Annotated in this window: 18 protein-coding genes; all 18 read right to left on the bottom strand. The window is 45.6% G+C overall.

The features are described from left to right. Nucleotides 1-276 precede the first annotated feature (276 nt). Nucleotides 277-1683, bottom strand: coding sequence for a thioether cross-link-forming SCIFF peptide maturase (gene scfB / locus Q4G98_RS12070; RefSeq protein ID WP_177561265.1), 1407 nt, complete (start codon nt 1681-1683; stop codon nt 277-279). 92 nt (nt 1684-1775) lie between these two features. Beyond that, nucleotides 1776-1919, bottom strand: a complete 144-nt coding sequence (scfA, locus tag Q4G98_RS12065) for a six-cysteine ranthipeptide SCIFF (RefSeq protein WP_113077846.1) — start codon at nt 1917-1919, stop codon at nt 1776-1778. A gap of 83 nt (nt 1920-2002) precedes the next feature. Next, nucleotides 2003-2845 carry a polysaccharide deacetylase family protein gene (locus Q4G98_RS12060; protein WP_177561264.1) on the bottom strand — a complete coding sequence of 281 codons (843 nt, stop codon included), beginning with the start codon at nt 2843-2845 and terminating at the stop codon, nt 2003-2005. After that, nucleotides 2838-3773 (bottom strand): DNA-binding protein WhiA, encoded by a 936-nt coding sequence (gene whiA / locus Q4G98_RS12055; RefSeq protein ID WP_177561263.1) that lies wholly within the window; start codon nt 3771-3773, stop codon nt 2838-2840. Before whiA ends, Q4G98_RS12060 begins: the two co-directional genes overlap by 8 nt. A 34-nt stretch (nt 3774-3807) precedes the next feature. Then, on the bottom strand, nt 3808-5166 hold the full coding sequence (yvcK, locus tag Q4G98_RS12050; RefSeq protein WP_177561262.1) for a YvcK family protein: 1359 nt from the start codon (nt 5164-5166) through the stop codon (nt 3808-3810). Between the two features lie 14 nt (nt 5167-5180). Further along, entirely contained in the window at nt 5181-6047 is an 867-nt protein-coding gene (gene rapZ / locus Q4G98_RS12045; protein ID WP_177561261.1) for an RNase adapter RapZ, read from the bottom strand. A gap of 156 nt (nt 6048-6203) precedes the next feature. Next, nucleotides 6204-7598, bottom strand: a complete 1395-nt coding sequence (gene bioA / locus Q4G98_RS12040) for an adenosylmethionine--8-amino-7-oxononanoate transaminase (protein WP_177561260.1) — start codon at nt 7596-7598, stop codon at nt 6204-6206. After that, nucleotides 7595-8332: a dethiobiotin synthase gene (gene bioD, locus Q4G98_RS12035; RefSeq protein ID WP_177561259.1), complete on the bottom strand. Its 738-nt coding sequence runs from the start codon at nt 8330-8332 to the stop codon at nt 7595-7597. The genes bioA and bioD overlap by 4 nt, the downstream gene beginning before the upstream one ends. Before the next feature lie 4 nt (nt 8333-8336). After that, nucleotides 8337-9530, bottom strand: coding sequence for an 8-amino-7-oxononanoate synthase (gene bioF, locus Q4G98_RS12030; protein ID WP_177561258.1), 1194 nt, complete (start codon nt 9528-9530; stop codon nt 8337-8339). Nucleotide 9531: 1 nt separating this feature from the next. Next, a complete protein-coding gene (locus Q4G98_RS12025; protein WP_177561257.1) occupies nt 9532-10293 on the bottom strand; it encodes a 6-carboxyhexanoate--CoA ligase in 762 nt (253 codons plus the stop codon). A gap of 18 nt (nt 10294-10311) precedes the next feature. Next, nucleotides 10312-11301, bottom strand: a complete 990-nt coding sequence (gene bioB / locus Q4G98_RS12020) for a biotin synthase BioB (protein WP_177561256.1) — start codon at nt 11299-11301, stop codon at nt 10312-10314. A gap of 167 nt (nt 11302-11468) precedes the next feature. Beyond that, nucleotides 11469-12287, bottom strand: coding sequence for a Cof-type HAD-IIB family hydrolase (locus Q4G98_RS12015; protein ID WP_177561255.1), 819 nt, complete (start codon nt 12285-12287; stop codon nt 11469-11471). Continuing rightward, entirely contained in the window at nt 12284-12634 is a 351-nt protein-coding gene (locus tag Q4G98_RS12010; RefSeq protein ID WP_177561254.1) for a hypothetical protein, read from the bottom strand. Before Q4G98_RS12010 ends, Q4G98_RS12015 begins: the two co-directional genes overlap by 4 nt. A 112-nt stretch (nt 12635-12746) precedes the next feature. Beyond that, a complete protein-coding gene (rd, locus tag Q4G98_RS12005) occupies nt 12747-12905 on the bottom strand; it encodes a rubredoxin (RefSeq protein ID WP_177561253.1) in 159 nt (52 codons plus the stop codon). A 193-nt stretch (nt 12906-13098) separates the two neighbouring features. Next, nucleotides 13099-14922: an excinuclease ABC subunit UvrC gene (gene uvrC, locus Q4G98_RS12000; protein ID WP_177561252.1), complete on the bottom strand. Its 1824-nt coding sequence runs from the start codon at nt 14920-14922 to the stop codon at nt 13099-13101. Continuing rightward, the gene (gene uvrA / locus Q4G98_RS11995) at nt 14922-17765 is read right to left on the bottom strand and encodes an excinuclease ABC subunit UvrA (RefSeq protein WP_177561251.1); all 2844 of its coding nucleotides are present in this window, start codon (nt 17763-17765) and stop codon (nt 14922-14924) included. Before uvrA ends, uvrC begins: the two co-directional genes overlap by 1 nt. Continuing rightward, complete coding sequence (gene uvrB / locus Q4G98_RS11990) at nt 17762-19780, bottom strand: excinuclease ABC subunit UvrB (protein ID WP_298564571.1); 2019 nt, start codon at nt 19778-19780, stop codon at nt 17762-17764. Before uvrB ends, uvrA begins: the two co-directional genes overlap by 4 nt. Before the next feature lie 28 nt (nt 19781-19808). Then, nucleotides 19809-20425, bottom strand: a 617-nt coding sequence (locus Q4G98_RS11985) for an exodeoxyribonuclease III (RefSeq protein WP_301962007.1), incomplete at its 5' end; no start/stop codon positions are given.

Raw genomic sequence — 20425 nt, 5'->3', positions numbered from 1 at the left:
AAACGCTCGCCCGCACATTCGTTTTTGGTTATTGTTCAGTTTTCAAGGTTCTGCTTGCCGTTTTTGACGACTTGTATAGTATATTACATCTTATTGATGTTGTCAACTACTTTTTCCATCTTTTTTTTAACGGCTTTTGCAGTTCTTCACTGCTTATAATCGCTTCAGGCGACTTTCATTATCTTACTAGATTTTACGAAAAATTTCAAGTGCTTTTTGCAACTTTTTTTATTTTTTACCGGCAGCAGCCGCTGCCGGTAAAATTAAATACATAAATCATTTCTGTTCTACTTCATATTTAAAATTGGTTATCTCCGGGCGCATGTCTTTGCCATCCTGAGCTTCTGCAGACAAAACAGCCTGCAGCACGATAGCACATTCCAAGCGTTTTTTCTGCAATTTACAGCCGTATTGATACGGTTTGCTGATGTCGCCATTGATAAGGTCAGCATTGGCATGACAGCCGCCGCTGCAGAAAAATCTGGCCCAGCAGGTGCTGCATTCTGTTTTGGTCATAACATGGGTATGCCTGAATTTTTGTACCAGTTCAGGTTTTACCACGCCTGTTTCCAATGTTCCCAACTTGTACTCTTCTCTGCCAACAAATTGATGACAAGGGTAAATATCACCTTCAGGCGTAATGGCAAAATATTCATGCCCTGCTCCGCAGCCTGCCAAGCGTTTAGCCACACAGGGACCATTGTCCAAAGCCACGTTAAAGTGGAAAAAGTCAAACGGGTCACCTTCACGACGTTTTTGCAGATAAGCACGTGCCAGTTTATCATATTCCTCATATAGTACCGGCAGATCGGCTTCTGTGAGCACGTAAGGTTCATCAACTCCCACAACCGGTTCTACAGAAAGTTCTTTCCCTATTTTCGTCATATCCAGAGTATCTTCAGCAAAGTGCGGATTAAAATGAGTATACGTACCACGCAGGTAATAATTCTTGCCTTTACGGCTTGCAATAACTTTTTTAAAGCCACGGACAGCTGCATCGTAGCTGCCTGTTTTATTCGGGAACGGTCTCATGTTGTCATGAGTTTCTTTTTTCCCGTCCAGACTAAGTACAAGCATGACGCGATTATCATTTAAAAATTGAATAATCTCATCATTTAAGAGCGTTCCATTGGTCGTAAGTGTCAATTTGATATTTTTACCGGTTTCAATTTCACGTCGGCGTACATAATTTATTACATGCTTGACAACTTCCGGATTCATCAGCGGTTCACCGCCAAATAAATCCAGTTCCAGATTATGACGCATTTTACTGCCGGCGATAGCAAATTCAACAGCCTTTTCAGCCGTTTCTTTGCTCATCATTGCACGATACCCTCCGAAATCTCCTGTTCCTGCAAAGCAATAGCCACAACGCAGATTACAGTCATGAGCGATATGCAGGCAAAGTGATTTCAGGATCGGTGTTTCGGCAAAGGTCTGAGGCACTTCAAATTCAGGAGAAAAAAGCAGGCCCTCCGCCTGTAACTGGTGCAGTTCTTCTAACGCTTCACGCAAGTCCGCTTCCTGATAGCTTGTTTGTAAGGCTGCAATAGCTTCTTCATCATTGGTTCCATCAAAAACATCAAGCAGATCATAGATGACCTCATCTACCAGATGTACGGCACCGCTGTTGACGTCAAGCACAGCCATATAATCATCAAGACGCATTTTATGAATAAGCATGTAGTTCCACCTTTCATAGTAAAACAGCCCCCTGTAAAACAGGGAGCTGCAAATTAAACAAATATGCTAGTTAAATAAAGCCACAGCCTGAATTATTTTTGTTCACAAACCTGATTGCCAACAGTGCAGGAAGTTTTGCAAGCGGATTGGCAGGAAGCCGGGCATTCGCCGCAGCCGCCGGTTTTTAAAGTTTTGTTCAGAATTGCTTTATTTACGGTTTTAATGTGTTTTCTCATCTTAAGATACCCCCAATATGTTTTACTTACTGATTTATTTTACCGTTTTTTATGAATTTCTGCAAGTGCTATCCCGTATTTTCTTATAAACTCTTGAAAAAATGTATGTTGATGCCGCGTTCTTTCAGGTATCCGACCCAATATGAATAACGCAGCCTTTCTTTAAAAGTATTGATATTGGAAGCATCAATATAGATACGTCCCAATTCCAAAGGCTTTTGTTCTATAATTTTTTTGCTGACAGTACCGGCATTACCTGTAACTGCCCAATAATAGCCGTATTCTTTAACAGCTGCTAAAATTTTGGAGTTATACATACCATTAGGATAGGAAAGCGAACGAACCACATAACCATTATAGTCTTTTTTCAGAAAATATCTGGACGTAGCCAGTTCCCAGCTCAGATACTGCGGGTCTATATCAGTCAATATCTGATGATTGATCGTGTGAGAACCAATTTCCATCCCATTATCTATCAAAGACTGTATCTGATCATGCGTCATATATCTGTAATGGCCTATTTTACTGTGGACAACAAAGAAAGTTGCCGTTGCCTCGTACTTTTTCAGAAGCGGCAGGACATTGGTATAATTATCAAGGTAACCGTCGTCAAAGGTTAAAACGATCGTTTTTTCCGTCGATTCGCCTTTAGCAAACATTTCTGCCATTTCCTGCACCGATACCATTTTATAACCGTTATCATGCAGATATTGCAAATGCGTTTCAAAAGTTTCTTTAGGGACAAACAACTCTTTCATCCAGCCGTCTGCCGGGCCAATGCCGTGATATTCCAATATCGGCACTGCCTCTCTGCAATACTGCTGATAATCATATCTTACATAAACTCCCACTGCCGCCAGCAAGACGACTATACCTAAAAAAGCAACAGCTATACCTTTTTTATACTTTTTCCAAAGATCACTCATTCTTTATCATCCCTAGTTCTTCAGCCAAATGCTGTAATTTTTTCAATCGATGATTGATTCCTGATTTTCCTATTTTTCCTTCGGATAAATCCGCTAATTCATTTAGAGAAGCGTCGGGATGTTCTAAGCGCAATTCTGCTGTTTCACGTAAGGTCAACGGCAATTTTCCTAATCCCAGATGTTTTTCTATATAACGTATGCTTTCAAGCTGCTGCACAGCTGCCTGTACAACTTTGTTAAGATTTGCCGTTTCGCAGTTTACTACCCGGTTGACATTATTGCGCATTTCTTTAACAATACGTACATTCTCAAATTCCAGTAAAGCATTATGAGCACCGATAACTGACAAAAATGAGGTGATGCCATTACCTTCTTTTAAATAAACGATATAATCGTTTTTTCTGTCCGTTATTTTTACGGGTAATGAAAACCCCTGCATCGTTTTCATGATCATTTTGGCAAAAGTCTGGTTCTCGGTCACCATTTCCAGATGGTAATCACTGGCAGGCCTGCTGATAGAACCTCCCGCCAGAAAAGCTCCGCGCAGAAAAGATTTGCGGCAGCAAGGCGTCGCCAATAACGATGTTTTACCGCTTTCGTGTTCAGACGGCAGCAGCTGCAGCTCTTTTAAGGCCTTACCGGCTTCCGGTGAAGGCACTACTTTGACCTGATAACGGTTATTCTTTTTTAGCCGTCGTGATCTTGTTATTACCACTTCTGTTTTGACTTCGTAGTTATTTTTAAATAACTGCAGGACCCGTCTGGCTAAAGCGGCGTTTTCAGTTGAAAAATGGATCCCCATGTTCCGTCCCCGTAATATAATGGCGCCGCTCATTCTCAGCAGTCCAAACAGTTCTGCTTTTTCACAGCACTGTTTACCATTTTCCAACCGCGCTAATTCATTTTTTACTTCGTTAGAAAAAGACACTGGGCATGCTCCTTCTGTAATAATTGATATATGCCTATTTTTTCTTTAATTCACGCATACTTTGCCGCATAAAGAAGTAATCAAAAAATTGTATACCTTTACCAAACAGGCGCAGACGATAGACCAGGGAAATAATGACCTGCGCCAGTTTCTGCGGATTATGCCGTACCAGATCTTTGTTACTGATAAGCCGTGTGGGAATGACCTGGATCCCAAGCCGTTCAATTTTTTTGACATCAGACGTAACCGGCATGGAACCTTTTTCATTATATTGCGCTAATTGCGCTGCGGTAACCCGTTGGTCATTTACTATCACATAGTCCAGAAACTGCACGCCGGCATGCTGAATAAGTGCCTGCACATGCTCAAAAGCACCATAACCGTCTGTTTCTCCCGGCTGGGTCATAACATTACAGATATATATTTTTACAGCTGACGATTTGATCACCGCATCCCGGATACCTTTGACCAAGAGATTAGGTATAACGCTGGTATAAAGACTGCCGGGACCAAAGATCAGGATATCAGCATTTAAAATAGCCTCTACGGCACTGGCCGTCGCCGGTGCATCGGCCGGTTCCATGGCCATAGTTCTAATTCTTTTATGTGCTTTGGGGATTTCCGATTCGCCGCTTATGATACTGCCATCTGTCATTTCTGCTTTTAGCCTGATATCTCTCAGCGTTGACGGAACGACTTTGCCGCGCACATTCAAAATCTGGCTCGTAGCAGCAAGGCCAGCTTCCATACCGCCTTCGGCTTCGGCCATGGCGGCAATGAACAGATTGCCAAAGCTATGCCCGGCAAGCGGAGAATCACCTTTAAAACGGTACTGCATGATCCGTTCCATCAAAGGCTCGCGATCTGCCAAGGCAACCAGACAGTTACGCAGATCACCCGGCGGTAAAATACCCATTTCTTTTCTCAGCCGGCCTGACGAACCACCGTCATCACCCACAGTAACGACAGCGGTACAGTTATTGGTAATATATTTCATCCCACGCAGCAGAGTAGAAAGGCCTGTCCCGCCGCCGACAACAGTAATTGCCGGCCCGCGTGTCAGTTTACGCTGTGTAAAAATTATTTCCATCAGCGATGCATTGTTATCCGGCATCACCGCCTCGACTACAGAACGAATGATTTTCCGCGTTGCATAATACATAATAAACAGTCCGGCACATAAGGAAATAAAACCTATCAGCATCGAGACTGTATTGGAATATTTACCGGTAGTCAGATAGGACATCCGAAAAAGCATTTCTTCAACGAAGCCCATAAACTGGTAATTGAAAAACAGCGCCAAACCTATGGCGCAGCACAATACGCCGCCTGCAAAAAGCAGCAGCCAGCGTTTCAGGTTTATGCCCGGACACAGCCAACTGATCCAGCCCATAGGAGAACCTCCTCTTATTTATTTTTACGCCGCAGATCACGGTGCGAAAGCTGAACCGCGTAGCCCTGTGTGCGCAAAAATTCATATAACCGATTAGCTATGAATACTGAACGATGCTGTCCCCCGGTGCAGCCTACACTTATCACAAGCTGGCTTTTGCCTTCGGAAATATACTGCGGCAGCAGAAATTCCAGCATTTCTTCTTCTTTTTTCAAAAACTGAAAAGTCTGCGGGAAGCGGCAGATAAAATCAGCAACAGGCTGATCGTTACCAGTTAAACGTTTTAAATCTTCTTCATAAAACGGATTTGGTAAAAATCTGACGTCCAGCACCATATCGCTGTCTAAGGGCAGGCCATGCTTGAAGCCGAAGGACTGCACTAAAACTATCATCCGTTCTGCTCCGCCATTGTCAGAGTACAGCTTCCAGATTTTTTCTTTCAGCTCTGCCGTAGGCATATCTGTAGTATCTATGATATGTGTGGCTCTGTTGCGCACTTCTGTCAAACGCTCGCGTTCTACAGCAATATTTTCGCTGAGGCTTTTGCCCTGCCCAAGCGGATGACGGCGGCGCGTTTCTTTATACCGCCGGATCAGGCTGTCGTCAGAAGCATCAAGATACAGCAATTCATATTCATGCCCCATAGCTTTCATTTCATCCAGGATCTCTATCAGCTCGTCAAAAAAACGGCCGCCGCGTACATCTACTACCAAGGCAGTATTGCGGGCCTGTGTCTGACGGCATAACTCGGCAAACTTAGGAATAAGCGCCGGCGGTAAATTGTCGATACAAAAAAAATTCATGTCCTCCAATGTCCGCACTACCTGTGTTTTACCGGCTCCGGACATCCCTGTAATGATCAGAAATTTTGATTCTTCCATAAGCTCACCTCCATCTATACTAAAACCATAATAAATGACCCTATAGGATTTATTATACCACAAGAGTCTATATTCTCACTAGGCTCGAAAATACCTCGTCATTTTTCAAATAATATCAAACAGACCAAAAAGGCGCCCCTTTCAGGGCGCCTAAAATCAGAATGCACAGGGATCAGAAAACTTAACATCGCTATGCTGATCGATTTTCTCAAAAACTTCCTGCATGGCCTGTTCCAGCAGAGCCAGCATTGTTTCGATCTGCTGTGCTGTACTTGCCAGCGGCGGCATAAAAATAATAACATCACCAATATTTCTGACGATCAGCCCATATTTCCGGGCAGTCTGGCAAATGCCGCCGGCCATCAAAAGCGCAGGGGCAAACGGTATTTTCAGCTCCTTATCCCGCATCAATTCAATACCGGCAAGCATACCGCATTGCCGTGCGTTACCAACATATTTCATACTATTCATCGTCTGCATATGTTCAGCGATCACGGCCATTTTCGGCGGCAGGTTTTCAATAACGCTTTCTTTCTCAAATATCTCCAGCCCGGCAACACCGGCCGCACAGGCTAAAGGATTACCAGTATAGGAATGTCCGTGGTAAAAAGTTTTATAATCAGAAGCTTCTCCTAAAAAAGCATTATAGATCTCATCTGTCGTCATTGTTGCTCCCAAAGCCATATAACCCGCGGTAATACCTTTAGACAAGCACATCATATCCGGACAGACCCCTTCATTCTCACAGGCAAACAGTTTTCCTGTACGGCCAAAACCAGTTGCCACCTCATCAACTATCAGCAGCACATCATATTTTCTGGTCAGCTCGCGCACGCCTTTAATATATCCCTTAGGCTGCATCAGCATTCCTGCCGCTGCCTGCACCAAAGGTTCGATGATCATTGCCGCGACTTTCCCGCTGTTGGCTTTTAAATATTCTTCCAGTTCGCTCAGCAAAAAATCTAAAAAATCAGCCTCGGTATCGACCCCTGCAATTTTACTGTGATAAAACGACGGACAGGTCATTTTTTTAGTATTGAACAGCAGAGGTTTATAAACTTTATGAAAAACGTCTATATTACCAACGCTGACCGCGCCTACTGTATCGCCATGGTAAGAATCGCCCAGATTGATAAATTGCTGTTTTTCCGGCCGGCCTTTGTGCTGCCAGTACTGGAACGCTATTTTTACAGCCGCTTCCACGGCAGTAGAACCATCATCTGAATAAAAGACTTTGTTCAGTCCGTCCGGTGTTACCTCGATCAGTTTTTGCGCCAGTTCGGCAGACGGCTTATTGATCAGGCCAAGTAAAGTGGAATGAGCTATTTTATCAAGCTGCTTTTTGACAGCTTCGTCTATCTCCCGACGCCGATGTCCATGGATATTGACCCAGAGACTGGAAATACCGTCATAGTAAGCCTTTCCTTCGGTGTCATACAGCATGACGCCTTCGCCACGATCTATCACCAACTGTTTGTTTTCGTTCCAGCCCTGCATCTGCGTAAACGGATGCCATACATATTCTTTATCCATAGCTTCCCATTGATTCATTTTACAACACCTCCGGCTAATGACAATATTTTATCAACATTAATATTAGCTTCCGTAATTTCAGCTAACGCCTGACTGTTAAATTCTTGCAGCAGTTCCTGCGGCAGTACCGGCAGTTTCCCTAAAATCGGCAGACCCGTTAATTTTTCATAATAATAAAGATTACTCGTTTCTAAACCGCCGGCAGTTTTTTCATCCCAGCCGTTAACTATCAGTCCCAGTACTTGCAGACCGTGTACCCTGGCATATTCGGCTGTCAGTACAGCATGATTGACATTGCCAAGTACTGCTTTGACAACTATCACCAAAGGCAGCTGCAGATCCCTGAAAAAATCTTTGACCAGATAATCTTCTGTCAAAGGCGCTGAAATACCGCCTACGCCTTCAACAATACTGATTTGATGATTGGAAAGCATCTGTCTGGCACCTGCCAGCATTACCCGCGGTTCTATTTTTACGCCGGCAAGACGGCTGGCTTCTGCCGGGGCCAAAGCAGCCTTCAGTACATAGGGTACGACTTTATCATGTTCTTCCATTTGCAACCCCGCACAATGCAGTAAAAATTCCGCATCTGTGGAAATCAATTTTCCTGCACTGTTATTGACGCACCCCGAAGCAGCCGGCTTGTAAACGCCTGTCTTATAGCCTCGATACTGCATCGCTGCCGCCAAGGCACCGCTTACTACAGTTTTACCTATTTCAGTATCCGTTGCCGTAACGCCTATTCCTAACATTTATTCAGCCTTCTTTCTCTTCACCCTGTCTTAGTTCCTGCCAAAGCGCAGTAATTATTTGTGCCGCCTGGCGTAACTGTTCTTCACTATGGGCCGCCGTGACCGTTATCCGTAAACGGCTTTCACCCTGCGGCACTGTAGGCGGACGAATGCCTGATACTAAAATGCCTTTGCCTCTCAGCTTATCAGCAAACCGCATCGTCAGTTCCGCTTCCCCTATCAACACCGGTATGATCGGCGTAGTGCCTTCAACTACCTGCAGGCCGCCGTTCTTTAAAAGGCGGCGCATCAGTTTAGTATTTTCCCATAAGGAACCAAGATATTTTTGCGGTTGAGTTTGTAAAAGGCGCAGTGCCGCATTTGCCGCAGCTAAAGTAGCCGGAGCCAATGCTGTTGAAAAAATAAACGGACGCGATTTATTGATAAGATAGTCAATAAGTATTTTTTTGCCGGTCACATAGCCGCCTTCTGCCGCCAGTGCTTTACTCAAGGTCCCCACCTGCAGATCTATTATACCGGGCATACCGTAATGAGCCGCCGTTCCACTGCCGTCACTGCCAATTACTCCTACTCCGTGAGCATCGTCAACGATAAGGCAGGCATCGAAGCGTTTTTTTAAGACGGCTAAAGCAGGCAGGTCAGCAATATCGCCATCCATACTGAAAACTCCGTCCGTAACGATGAACCGCTGTCCAATAACCTTTTCTGTCTCTAAAAGCCGCCGCAAATCTTCCATGTCATTATGTTTATATACAACTACCCGGCAGCGGCTAATGCGGCAGCCGTCAATAATACTGGCGTGGTTAAGTTCGTCACTGAAAACAACGTCACCGGGTTTGAGCAGGCCGTACAAAACGCCTAAATTAGTCATATAGCCTGTATTAAACACCAAAGCACTTTCGCTGTGTTTAAAATCCGCCAGCCTTTTTTCCAGTTCGCCTGCCGCAAAGGTCCCTCCCGTAGTCAACCGTGAACCACTAGACCCTGTACCAAATTTAAAAACAGCTTCCTGCGCCGCCTCGAGCACTTCCCGGGCATGAGTCAAACCAAGATAATTGTTACTGGCCAGTACAAGATAAGTTTTCCCGGCCCGATCCCGAGCCTGAACAGGATTTACAAAATGCAGATCCATAATGCTGCGTTCCAGTCCCGCCTGCCTTATGCAGGCCAATTCTTCTGCGATCCTCGTCTCCAGCATTTTATCCTTCCTCCGGTCTGATCAGTACTACCTGATCCTGCAAATAGGCAATTAGCTTCTGTAGGTCAGCCTCCGGCTCTGTAAAAAAAACTCTGCCGCCGACAGGATTCCCATATTCTTTCATTATGGGAATACGCCTGTAACCATATTTTGGTGATGCCACATATCCGGTCACATATTCCGGATCATCCGACCAGCATAATTCGGCAACAATACCTGCGGCACTGGCAACTTTAGAGGCCAGTACTAACGCTTCACGTACATGATCACCCAAAAGCCCTTTTTCTACCAGCTTGGCCTCATATCGTCCTGCATTGTCACAATCCATTTTGCTGACCCGTACACCACGAGCACCTAAACCATCTACTCTCCGCCCCGTAACAGCATCTAAAAGCATCGCTCCCCGCATACTGTCCCGTAAACCGGTTATTTGCGCGATTCCTGCAGCAGCAGCAGCGGCACTCACTCCTGCTTTGATAAGTTCCGCCAGCGCCGCCGCCCGCCCCTCCTCGACAGTCCCTGCCGTGCAACTTGACAGTGGCAGTAAGGGCCGATAAAAAATATCAGCAGGCTTTACTACTTCTACCTTTAAGCTGACAAAATCAGCTGTTCCGCGCTGATGTTCCTGGGCCCGGTGCAGCATTGCGATGATCGTCTGTTCTATTTTTTCTTCACTTAAGATACGTTCGGCCCCTGAAATATGGCGGCCGCCTTTTTCATGAGGACCGCCCTGAGCAGAACGCATTTTGACACTGTAAAGCATCTTCTCACCTTCCTGAACTTACAATGCCGGAACAGTCACTGTCCGTCCCAAATCTTTAAGCATCTGCTTATCGGCCTCCGTACTGCGGCCGCCAGTAGTCAGATAACCGCCTATCATGATACCGTTAAGACCGCCGTTAAGCGCCAGCGCCTGCAAATCACGCAGATTCACTTCTCTGCCGCCGGCAGTCCTGATGAGTGCGTTAGGCAGAATAAAACGGAATACCGCATACGCACGTAAAACTTCTAAAGGAGACAGAGCCTTATTATCAGCAAAAGGAGTACCCGGTATAGGCGTAAGTAAATTAAGCGGTACTGAATCTATACCAAGTCTTTTTAATTCAAAAGCCATTTCTACACGCTGCTGTGCAGTTTCATTAAGTCCAAAAATACCGCCGCTGCAAACTCTTAAGCCTGCTTTCTGGGCATTACGGATCGTAAACATTTTATCTTCATAGGTATGAGTGCTGCAGATATCCGGAAAATGACTGGGTGCTGTTTCAATATTGGAATGATATCTGGTGACGCCTATTTTCTTTAATGTAACTGCCTGCGCTTCTGTTAAGATTCCCAAAGAAGCACAAATTTCTATGCCTACTTCCCGCTTGATACGAATAAGCGTTTTACAAATATTCTCAAAATCATCTGTTTTACTTTGTCCCCGCCCACTGGTAACAATAGAAAACCTTACCGCACCGGCAGCTTTAGCCTTTTTAGCCGCGGCTACGATCTCATCTTCAGCCAGCAAGGGATATTCTTCAACGCCAGTATCATAATGGGCTGACTGAGCACAAAATCTGCAGTTTTCAGGACAACGGCCGCTGCGGCCATTGATGATAGCACAGCAGTCTACAGCGTTGCCTGTAAACTTTTGCCTGATTTTATCCGCCATCGCCAAAAGCAGCATCGTATCGTCGTCACTGACAGTAATGAGCTGTTCAGCTTCCTGACGCGTAATTGCATCACCTTGAAGAACTTTGTCTGCCAGACTTATAATAAAATTTTCCATTTCTCCAGCTCCTTCGTAAACCACTGATGTGTTTTTAGTTAACAATCAAATTATATATCGTTAACGTTTTTAAGTCAACCAGTTAACCATATATAGTTAACTGAAAATCAAAAGACACCGCTGCATAAAAGCGGTGTCTTTTGATTGAGTCAGTTTTTCAATTTTTCTTATTGTAAGTCGATTTCAGCCTGTTGAGTAAGGATATTTTCAATAGCCAAAGCCACGCCATCATTATCATTGCAGGCAGTAATCAATTTTGCTGCCTGCTGAACCTGCGGTTTGGCATTGGCAACAGCGACGCCGATACCTGCATTGGCGATCATGGAAAGGTCGTTATTAGAGTCGCCTATACACATGATTTCTTCAGGCTGGATACCAAAGCTTGCCGCTAATGCTTCGACAGCGCCCCATTTATTAACGCCCGGCTCCATCAGTTCTAAAAAGTTATCTTTAGAGCTGGTCACGTCCATACGCCCCTTAAACCGAGCGGCAACATCCTGCCAGGCAGCTGCAAAATCCTTACTTTCAGTCATCAACAGTAATTTATGCGGCGCTTTGTTGATGTTGTATACAGCTTCGCCGACCGCTGTGGTAGGAACCCCGGAAATGCGGCTGTACATACGCGAATATTCATTTTCCTCTTTTACCAGCAGTTCATCGTCTATATATACCTGCACATAATAGCCTTTTTCTTTACAATAGGCCAAAGCATCTAAAGCTGTTTGCAGCTGCAGCGGTTTCCTGACATAGACTTCTTCTGAAAGCGCGCCTTTGACGAGGGCCCCATTATAAGCGATCAACGGTACATCTAACTGCAATTGTTCGGCAAATGGTTTGATCGATCTGTACATTCTGCCCGTGGCAAGCGTAAACACGATCCCGGCAGCTAATGCTTTTTTTATAGCGGCAAGATTGCGCGGAGAAATTTTCCGGTCATTGTTCAGCAGTGTATCGTCCATATCACTGGCAATCATTTTGATTTTCATTCCTTGAGCTCCTTTTCCACAGTTAATTCAGTAACACCAAGCACCAGCAGGCAAAATACTGCCAGCAAGACTAAGGCGCCAAATTTATCAATTACAGTATAGCCTGGCAACAGGCGCATAATATCCATAGTCAAACAACTGCTGCCCACAAACAGCAAAGCCCGTTTTCGCAATATGGAGCCGCCGATTTTCCATGCCAGAAGCTGCACTAAAGCGCTGCCGATCCCTGCAATACAGGCTCCGGCGATCAGCCCGCCTAATGTGACAACTTCTATAACATTCGTCCAATAAAGCAAACAAAAATAAAGCACGCTCAACGTTACGGCACGCAGAAAAAAAGCATACATAACATCACCCGAACTACATTATACCATATCCCGCAAGGCTGCGTATTCTCACCAGGCTCAAAAATAAAAGAAAAAAGAAGTTCCGCATAGCGAAACTTCTTTGCTATTATTTTTATTGTTTGCTGAACTGGTCTTTACCAACGCCGCACAAGGGGCAAACCCAATCAGCCGGCAAATCTGCAAAATCAGTACCTGCAGCAACCCCATTATCAGGATCACCTATTTCCGGATCATAAATATAACCACAAACATCACATACCCATTTTTCCATTTGTTTCAACTCCTTAATTTGATATTTTCAATTACATCAGCGAAGTACTGCCAAACAGGTTTTATTTTAACAGTAATATTAAAATTTTCATTCCTGTTCAGGCAGCAGCTTTTCACTAATAGTTCTTTAATAATATTATACCATCAATACGGCAAAAGTCAGCAAACAAAAATTACATAAATGACGATTTAATTTATTTAAGCACTTCTTTTTTTTCAGGCAGGTCTAAACGGAAGAAATCATAGATACGCTGCGCCGTAGGATAATTCATCCCTTCGACTTCTGCCAACTCCTCGACACTGGCTGCTTTCATGGCATCCAGCGACTGAAAACGCTTCCATAAAGCCTGACGTCTTTTAGCGCCGATCCCTTCGATATGGTCAAGGATAGAAACCATATTACGCTTGCTGCGCAGCTTACGATGATAAGTTATCGCAAAACGGTGAGCTTCATCGCGAATACGCTGGATAAGATGTAAGGAGGCTGATTCTCTGTCCAGCAAAATGCTTTCAGAAGAACCTTCTGTAAAAATTTCTTCTTCACGTTTGGCCAGGCCGATAACAGGAAGCTCGTGCAGACCTAAACCACGAATAACTTCCAAAGCCGAACTCAGCTGACCTTTGCCACCGTCGATAATAACAAGGCTTGGCAGATCCTCATAATCTTTATAACGCCGGTAAACTACCTCCTGCATAGATTTAAAATCATCCGGCTTTCCTTCCGTAGATTCGATCTTATAGCGCCGGTAATCTTTTTTACTGGGTTTCCCATTACGAAAAACGACCATTGAGGCAACTGTTTCTGTTCCCTGAGTATGGGAAATATCAAAACAGTCCATCCTTGCCAGCGGTTCAGGCAATTGCAGGGCATTCTGCAGTTCTTCTGCCGCCTGTTCTTCAGTTTGCAGCGAAAGCTGCCCTTTGCGCAGACGTTCTTCAAGAAGTTTAGCCGCATTTTCAGTCGCCAGATGCAGCAATTCACGTTTTGTACCCCGCTGAGGCTGCAAAAACTCCACTTTGCGTCCTGCTCTTGACGCCAGCCACTCTGCCAGCACCGTCATTTCCTCGGCTGCCGGAAGTACCGGCAAGAGTATTTCCCGCGGTACGAACGAAGCCTCGTTGTAATACTGTTTTATAAAAGCAGTCAAAACATCCTGCTCGCTGTCGTCATCATTCTGTAAAAAGAAATTGTCACGGCCAATCAATTTCCCGCCGCGCACAAAAAATATCTGTAAGCAGATACCGGTACTGTCTTTGGCAAGTCCCACTACGTCAAGATCGCCGCCGCCTGTTACCGCTTTCTGCTGTTCGTTGAGCCGCATTACTGCCTGCAGCTGATCGCGTACACGGGCAGCTTCTTCAAAAGCATAGTTTTCCGCCGCCTGCTGCATCTGCAGCTTAAGCTCACGTTCAAGCTCAGCAGTGCGCCCATCCAGGAGCATACATACCGCTTTGATCATTTTCCCATAGTCCTCACGGGAAACATAACCGGCACAGGGTGCAAGGCAACGCTTTATATGATATTGAAGACAGGGTCTGTCCGTATTCATTTTGCGGCAATTCCGCAAAGGGAACATTGACCGCAGCAGTTTGACGGTAGCGTGCATGGCGCCGGCATCTGCATAAGGGCCATAATATCTGGCGCCGTCACGCATCTGCCTGCGGGTAACATAAATACGCGGAAATTCTTCCTGTACCGTCACCTTCAGATAAGGATAGGTTTTATCATCCTTCAGCATGATATTATAGCGGGGACGGTGTTTTTTGATCAGATTACATTCTAAGATAAGCGCTTCAACTTCACTGTCAGTAACGATAGTTTCGATCTCGGCAACTTTGGCAACTAATGCTTTAACTTTCACCGTATGTGACGCCAGATTGCGGAAATAACTGCGTACACGGTTTTTTAACACTACCGCTTTTCCGACATAGATGATCTTGCCATGCTCGTCACGCATTATATAAACGCCAGGCTTATCCGGCAGTACGGCTAAAGTTTTAGCAATAGATTCGTTCATTACTGATACCACCCATGTTTTTTGGCCTGAGCCAAAGCTTGTTTGATATATTGGCCCGTATAGGATTTCTTATTTTTGGCAACTTCTTCCGGGGTCCCCGAGGCCAGCAAAGTTCCGCCTTTGTCGCCGCCTTCAGGGCCCAAATCGATGATATAGTCGGCAGTTTTGATAACGTCAAGGTTATGTTCGATAACAACGACGGAATCTCCTGCTCCAACCAGTCTCTGCAAAACCTCCAACAATTTATGTACGTCGGCGATATGCAGACCCGTGGTAGGTTCATCTAAAATATACAGTGTTTTACCAGTACTGCGACGTGACAATTCTGTCGCCAGCTTCACGCGCTGCGCCTCACCACCGGAAAGCGTCGTTGCAGCCTGTCCCAATCTGATATAACCTAAGCCGACATCTTCAAGCACTTCCAGCTTGCGGTAAATACGGGGAAGGTTTTTGAAAAACTCACAGGCTTCTGTAACTGTCATATCCAGAACCTCGGCAATAGTTTTACCTTTGTAATGCACTTCCAGCGTATCGCGGTTATAACGGGCACCGTGACATACTTCGCAGGGAACATACACATCAGGCAGAAAATGCATCTCGATTTTATTCATCCCATCACCGCGGCAGGCTTCGCAGCGTCCACCTTTGACATTAAAGCTAAAGCGCCCCGGCTTGTAACCACGCAGCTTGGCCTCATTGGTCTGGCTGAACAGCTCGCGGATAAAATCAAATACTCCGGTATAGGTGGCCGGATTGGAACGCGGCGTTCTGCCGATAGGTGACTGGTCGATATTGATAACTTTATCGATCTCATTCAAGCCCAGGATCTCTTTATGTTCCGCCGGACGCAAACGTGCCCCATGCAGCTTGGCTGCCAGGGCGTTATAAAGGATATCATTGATCAGCGTCGACTTACCGCTGCCGGAAACACCTGTTACAACTGTAAAAACACCCAGCGGGATCTTTACATCGATGTTCTTCAGGTTGTTTGCCTGCGCGCCCTTGATTTCAATAAAACGGCCATCATTGCTGCGACGTTTTTTGGGTACGGGAATAAACCTGCGTCCGCTCAGGTATTGGCCCGTTACTGAATTTTCGGACTGCTTGATGACCTCAGCCGGTCCCTGAGCCACTACATTACCGCCATGCTCACCTGCACCAGGGCCAATATCGATGATCTGGTCGGCAGCATACATCGTTTCTTCATCATGCTCGACTACCAGCAGCGTATTGCCCAGATCCCGCAGATGTTTCAGTGTCTCCAGCAATTTACTGTTATCGCGCTGATGCAGGCCGATACTGGGTTCATCTAAAATATATAATACGCCGACCAGACCGGAACCGATCTGCGTAGCCAGCCGGATACGCTGAGCCTCGCCGCCTGAAAGTGTTCCGGCCGCACGGTCCAGAGTCAGATAGTCCAGCCCCACATCATTCAAAAATTTTAACCGGGCCAGAATTTCTTTTAGAACCTGTTTGGCAATGATCTGTTGTCGTTCAGTAAGTTCCAGCGTATTGAAAAATTCTATTGCATCACGCACTGTCAAAGCCGTGACCTGACAAATATTTTTGCCGCCGACAAGAATCGCCAGGACCTCTTTTTTCAATCTGGCGCCATGGCATACAGGACAGGGATTGCTTGTCATAAACCCTTCTATATCCAGACGCATCCGCTCGGAAAAGGCCTCGCGATGGCGACGGCGCAGCATGGGAATGATACCTTCAAAAGCAGTAGTATGTTTTTTTACCTCGCCCTGCATGTTTTCATAAACAAACGAAAATTTTTCTTCACCGCTGCCATACCAGAGCAAGTCCTTTATTTTTTCCGGCAAATCATTCCAAACTGTCTCGAAGCCATACCCATAAGCTTTCAGCACGGCTCCCAGCTGTTTCATATGATAAGCTTCCATATTAGTACTGAGAGCAGCAATAACCCCTTCTGCAAAAGTTTTATTGCCGTCTGGAACGATCAGCTCCTTATCCAGCTCCATATTCATTCCCAAGCCGGTACATTCCGGGCAGGCGCCATAAGGATTATTGAAAGAAAAAAGACGCGGTTCGATTTCAGGCAAACTGATACCACAGTCGCTGCAGGCAAAATGCTCGCTGTACAGCTGCGCTTCACCGCCAATAATACTTATCTCAACCAAACCCTCTGCCAGCTTTAACGCAGTTTCTACCGAATCTGACAGACGCTGGGCGATACCCTCGCGTACCGCCAAACGATCTACTACTACAGACAAGCTATGCTTGCGTTTCTTATCCAGGGTTATTTCTTCGTCTAAAGTGCGTACCTCGCCATCGATATACATCCTGGCATAACCGGCTTTGCGCATAGCATACAAAATTTTCTGATGTTCACCCTTACGACCGCGCACTAACGGCGCCATTACCATGAACTTAGTGCCTTCGGCCAACTCCAGCACATGATCGACGATCTGCTCTACTGTCTGCCGTTCGATGATTTTACCGCAGTTAGGACAATGCGGTTCTCCGATACGGGCAAACAACAAGCGCAGGTAATCGTATATTTCAGTTACCGTACCCACTGTTGAACGCGGATTACGGCTGGTAGTCTTCTGATCAATAGAAATCGCCGGGCTGAGCCCTTCAATATAATCTACATCCGGCTTATCCATCTGGCCTAAAAATTGCCGCGCATAAGCCGAAAGCGACTCGACATAACGGCGCTGTCCCTCTGCATAAATGGTATCGAACGCCAGAGAAGATTTACCACTGCCTGATAATCCGGTAACGACGACCAGCTCGTCACGCGGTATCTCGACAGTGATATTTTTCAGGTTATGCTGCCTGGCACCTTTTACAATCAATTGTTCTTTCATTGCTTACTCCTGTTTTTGGGCTTAGGCGTCAATTTCTGGCCTAACTGTCCTTTAATTACGATCAAACGATCCCGCAGTTCTGCCGCCAGTTCAAAGTTAAGCTCTTTGGCCGCAGCAGCCATTCGTTTCTCAAGTTCTTTGGCCATTTTCTGCAGTTCCTTTTCTGACCGTTTTTTGATCGCATTATCGCTATAATCCTCTATAGCATCATCTTCGGCGATCTTCGTCAGTTTTATCAGCTGACGTTGTTCTTTATAGATAGTTTTAGGCGTGATATGATGCTCTTTGTTATAGTCCTCCTGCAGCTCCCGCCGGCGATTCGTTTCATCAATAGCCCGCCGCATCGAATCTGTAATGCGATCAGCATACATTATGACCCGGCCATGCTCATTCCGGGCGGCACGGCCGATAGTCTGGATCATGGCCGTATCACTGCGCAGAAAGCCTTCTTTATCAGCATCTAAAATAGCGATCAGCGAAACCTCCGGCAGGTCCAAGCCTTCCCGCAGCAAATTGATGCCTACCAAAACGTCAAATTTACCATTGCGCAAATCGTCAATGATTTCAGCACGTTCGATCGTTGCAATCTCTGAATGCAGATAACGCACTTTTACACCGGCCTGCTTTAGATATTCAGTCAGATCTTCTGACATGCGTTTAGTCAGCGTCGTCACCAAAATACGTTCGCCAGCCTCAGTGACTTTATGTATTTCAGTCAACAGATCATCGATCTGTCCTTTGATCGGTCTGATCTCTACCTGCGGATCTAATAAGCCCGTAGGCCTGATGATCTGCTCGACAACCTGCTGGGTCTGTTCCATTTCATATTTGGCCGGTGTCGCTGAAACATAAATCACCTGATTGACCTGCTGCTGAAACTCGTCAAAGGTAAAAGGTCTGTTATCAAAAGCAGAAGGCAGCCGGAAACCATGTTCTACCAGCATTTCCTTACGCGAACGGTCACCGGCATACATCGCCCTGATCTGGGGTAAGGTAACATGAGATTCATCTATCACTAAAAGAAAATCCTTGGGGAAATAATTGACTAAAGTAAAGGGCGGTTCCCCGGCCTTACGGTTAGCTAAGTGGCGCGAATAATTCTCGATACCGGAACAGTAACCCATTTCATTCATCATTTCCAGATCATAATTTGTACGCTGTTCCAGCCGCTGTGCTTCCAGTAATTTATTATGTGCATTAAGATATTCCAGACGCTCAGCCAGTTCCACCTTAATATCTTCCATTGCCCGGTCAAGATTTTCACGGGAGGTTACATAGTGCGAAGCCGGAAAAATAGCAACATGACTGCGCTTAGCCAGAATTTCTCCGGTCAGCACATCGACTTCCAGTATCCGTTCCACCTCATCGTCGAACATCTCGATCCGAACTGCTTTTTCGTTATACCCGGCAGGAATGACTTCAATAACGTCGCCGCGGACACGAAAAGTACCGCGTTGAAAAGCAACGTCATTACGATCATATTGGATCTCGACCAGTTTCCGCAAAATAGCCTGTCGGTCGATCGTTTGCCCTACACGCAGCGAAAGCACCATATCATAATATTCCTGCGGCGCGCCTAAGCCGTAAATACACGAAACACTGGCCACAATAATTACGTCACGCCGTTCAAATAAAGCGCTGGTAGCTGAATGCCGCAGTTTATCGATCTCATCATTGATCGATGCATCTTTTTCGATATAAGTATCCGATTGCGGAATATAAGCCTCAGGCTGATAATAATCATAATAGCTGACAAAATATTCCACTGCATTTTCCGGAAAAAAAGCTTTGAGCTCGCTGGCTAACTGTGCCGCCAGTGTTTTGTTGTGCGCTATAACTAATGTCGGTTTGCGTACCTTGTTGATGACCTGGGCAATAGTATAGGTTTTGCCCGTGCCTGTAGCGCCAAGCAAAACCTGTGTCCGCAGGCCTTTTTCTATACCTTCCGCCAGTTTCTCGATAGCCTGAGGCTGATCGCCGGCCGGTTCAAAAGGTGCTGTTATTTTAAAATCCATATTGTGACCTCGTGTCATTACAGAAAATTTATTTTAAAACCAAGCCTACCGGGCAATGATCACTGCCTGTAATATCCGCATAGATCAGACTGTCTTCTATTCTGTCAGCCCATCTGTCGGAAACCAGCCAGTAGTCGATACGCCACCCGGCATTCTTTTCACGTGCCTTGAACATATATGACCACCAGGTATAAGCACCCTCTTTATCAGGATACAGATAACGGAAAGAATCTGTAAAACCAGCCGTCAGCAGTTCCGTCATTTTTGCCCTTTCTTCATCTGTAAAACCGGCATTATTGCGATTAGTTTTCCAGTTTTTCAGGTCAATCTCCCGATGTGCGACATTAAGATCGCCGCAAACAAGAACAGGTTTCAGCTGATCGAGCTCCAATAGATACGCGCGGAACGCATCTTCCCAGACCTGTCTATAGTCCAGCCGTTCTAAACCACGCTGCGAATTGGGGGTATACACATTGACCAGATAAAAATCCTGATATTCGGCTGTAATAACCCGCCCTTCTTTATCGTGTTCCTCTATACCCAAACCATATGTCACGTTAAGCGGCTTGACCTTTGAAAACACAGCCGTCCCGGAATACCCCTTTTTTTCAGCGCTGTTCCAGTATTCCTCATATCCGGGAAAAA

This window comes from uncultured Phascolarctobacterium sp. (assembly GCF_958349595.1).
GTDB lineage: Bacteria > Bacillota > Negativicutes > Acidaminococcales > Acidaminococcaceae > Phascolarctobacterium.
The sequence above is the reverse complement of the archived record's forward strand: the minus strand, read 5'-3'. Positions and strand labels throughout refer to the sequence as shown.

Coding starts and splice junctions, on each gene's coding strand:
- uvrB (WP_298564571.1), bottom strand. CDS start 19,780: ATGGATTTTAAAATAACAGCACCTTTTGAACCGGCCGGCGATCAGCCT.
- scfA (WP_113077846.1), bottom strand. CDS start 1,919: ATGAGAAAACACATTAAAACCGTAAATAAAGCAATTCTGAACAAAACT.
- scfB (WP_177561265.1), bottom strand. CDS start 1,683: ATGCTTATTCATAAAATGCGTCTTGATGATTATATGGCTGTGCTTGAC.
- uvrA (WP_177561251.1), bottom strand. CDS start 17,765: ATGAAAGAACAATTGATTGTAAAAGGTGCCAGGCAGCATAACCTGAAA.
- bioB (WP_177561256.1), bottom strand. CDS start 11,301: ATGGAAAATTTTATTATAAGTCTGGCAGACAAAGTTCTTCAAGGTGAT.
- Q4G98_RS12060 (WP_177561264.1), bottom strand. CDS start 2,845: ATGAGTGATCTTTGGAAAAAGTATAAAAAAGGTATAGCTGTTGCTTTT.
- rapZ (WP_177561261.1), bottom strand. CDS start 6,047: ATGGAAGAATCAAAATTTCTGATCATTACAGGGATGTCCGGAGCCGGT.
- bioF (WP_177561258.1), bottom strand. CDS start 9,530: ATGCTGGAGACGAGGATCGCAGAAGAATTGGCCTGCATAAGGCAGGCG.
- uvrC (WP_177561252.1), bottom strand. CDS start 14,922: ATGAACGAATCTATTGCTAAAACTTTAGCCGTACTGCCGGATAAGCCT.
- yvcK (WP_177561262.1), bottom strand. CDS start 5,166: ATGGGCTGGATCAGTTGGCTGTGTCCGGGCATAAACCTGAAACGCTGG.
- bioD (WP_177561259.1), bottom strand. CDS start 8,332: ATGTTAGGAATAGGCGTTACGGCAACGGATACTGAAATAGGTAAAACT.
- Q4G98_RS12025 (WP_177561257.1), bottom strand. CDS start 10,293: ATGCTTTACAGTGTCAAAATGCGTTCTGCTCAGGGCGGTCCTCATGAA.
- Q4G98_RS12015 (WP_177561255.1), bottom strand. CDS start 12,287: ATGAAAATCAAAATGATTGCCAGTGATATGGACGATACACTGCTGAAC.
- bioA (WP_177561260.1), bottom strand. CDS start 7,598: ATGAATCAATGGGAAGCTATGGATAAAGAATATGTATGGCATCCGTTT.
- Q4G98_RS12010 (WP_177561254.1), bottom strand. CDS start 12,634: ATGTATGCTTTTTTTCTGCGTGCCGTAACGTTGAGCGTGCTTTATTTT.
- rd (WP_177561253.1), bottom strand. CDS start 12,905: ATGGAAAAATGGGTATGTGATGTTTGTGGTTATATTTATGATCCGGAA.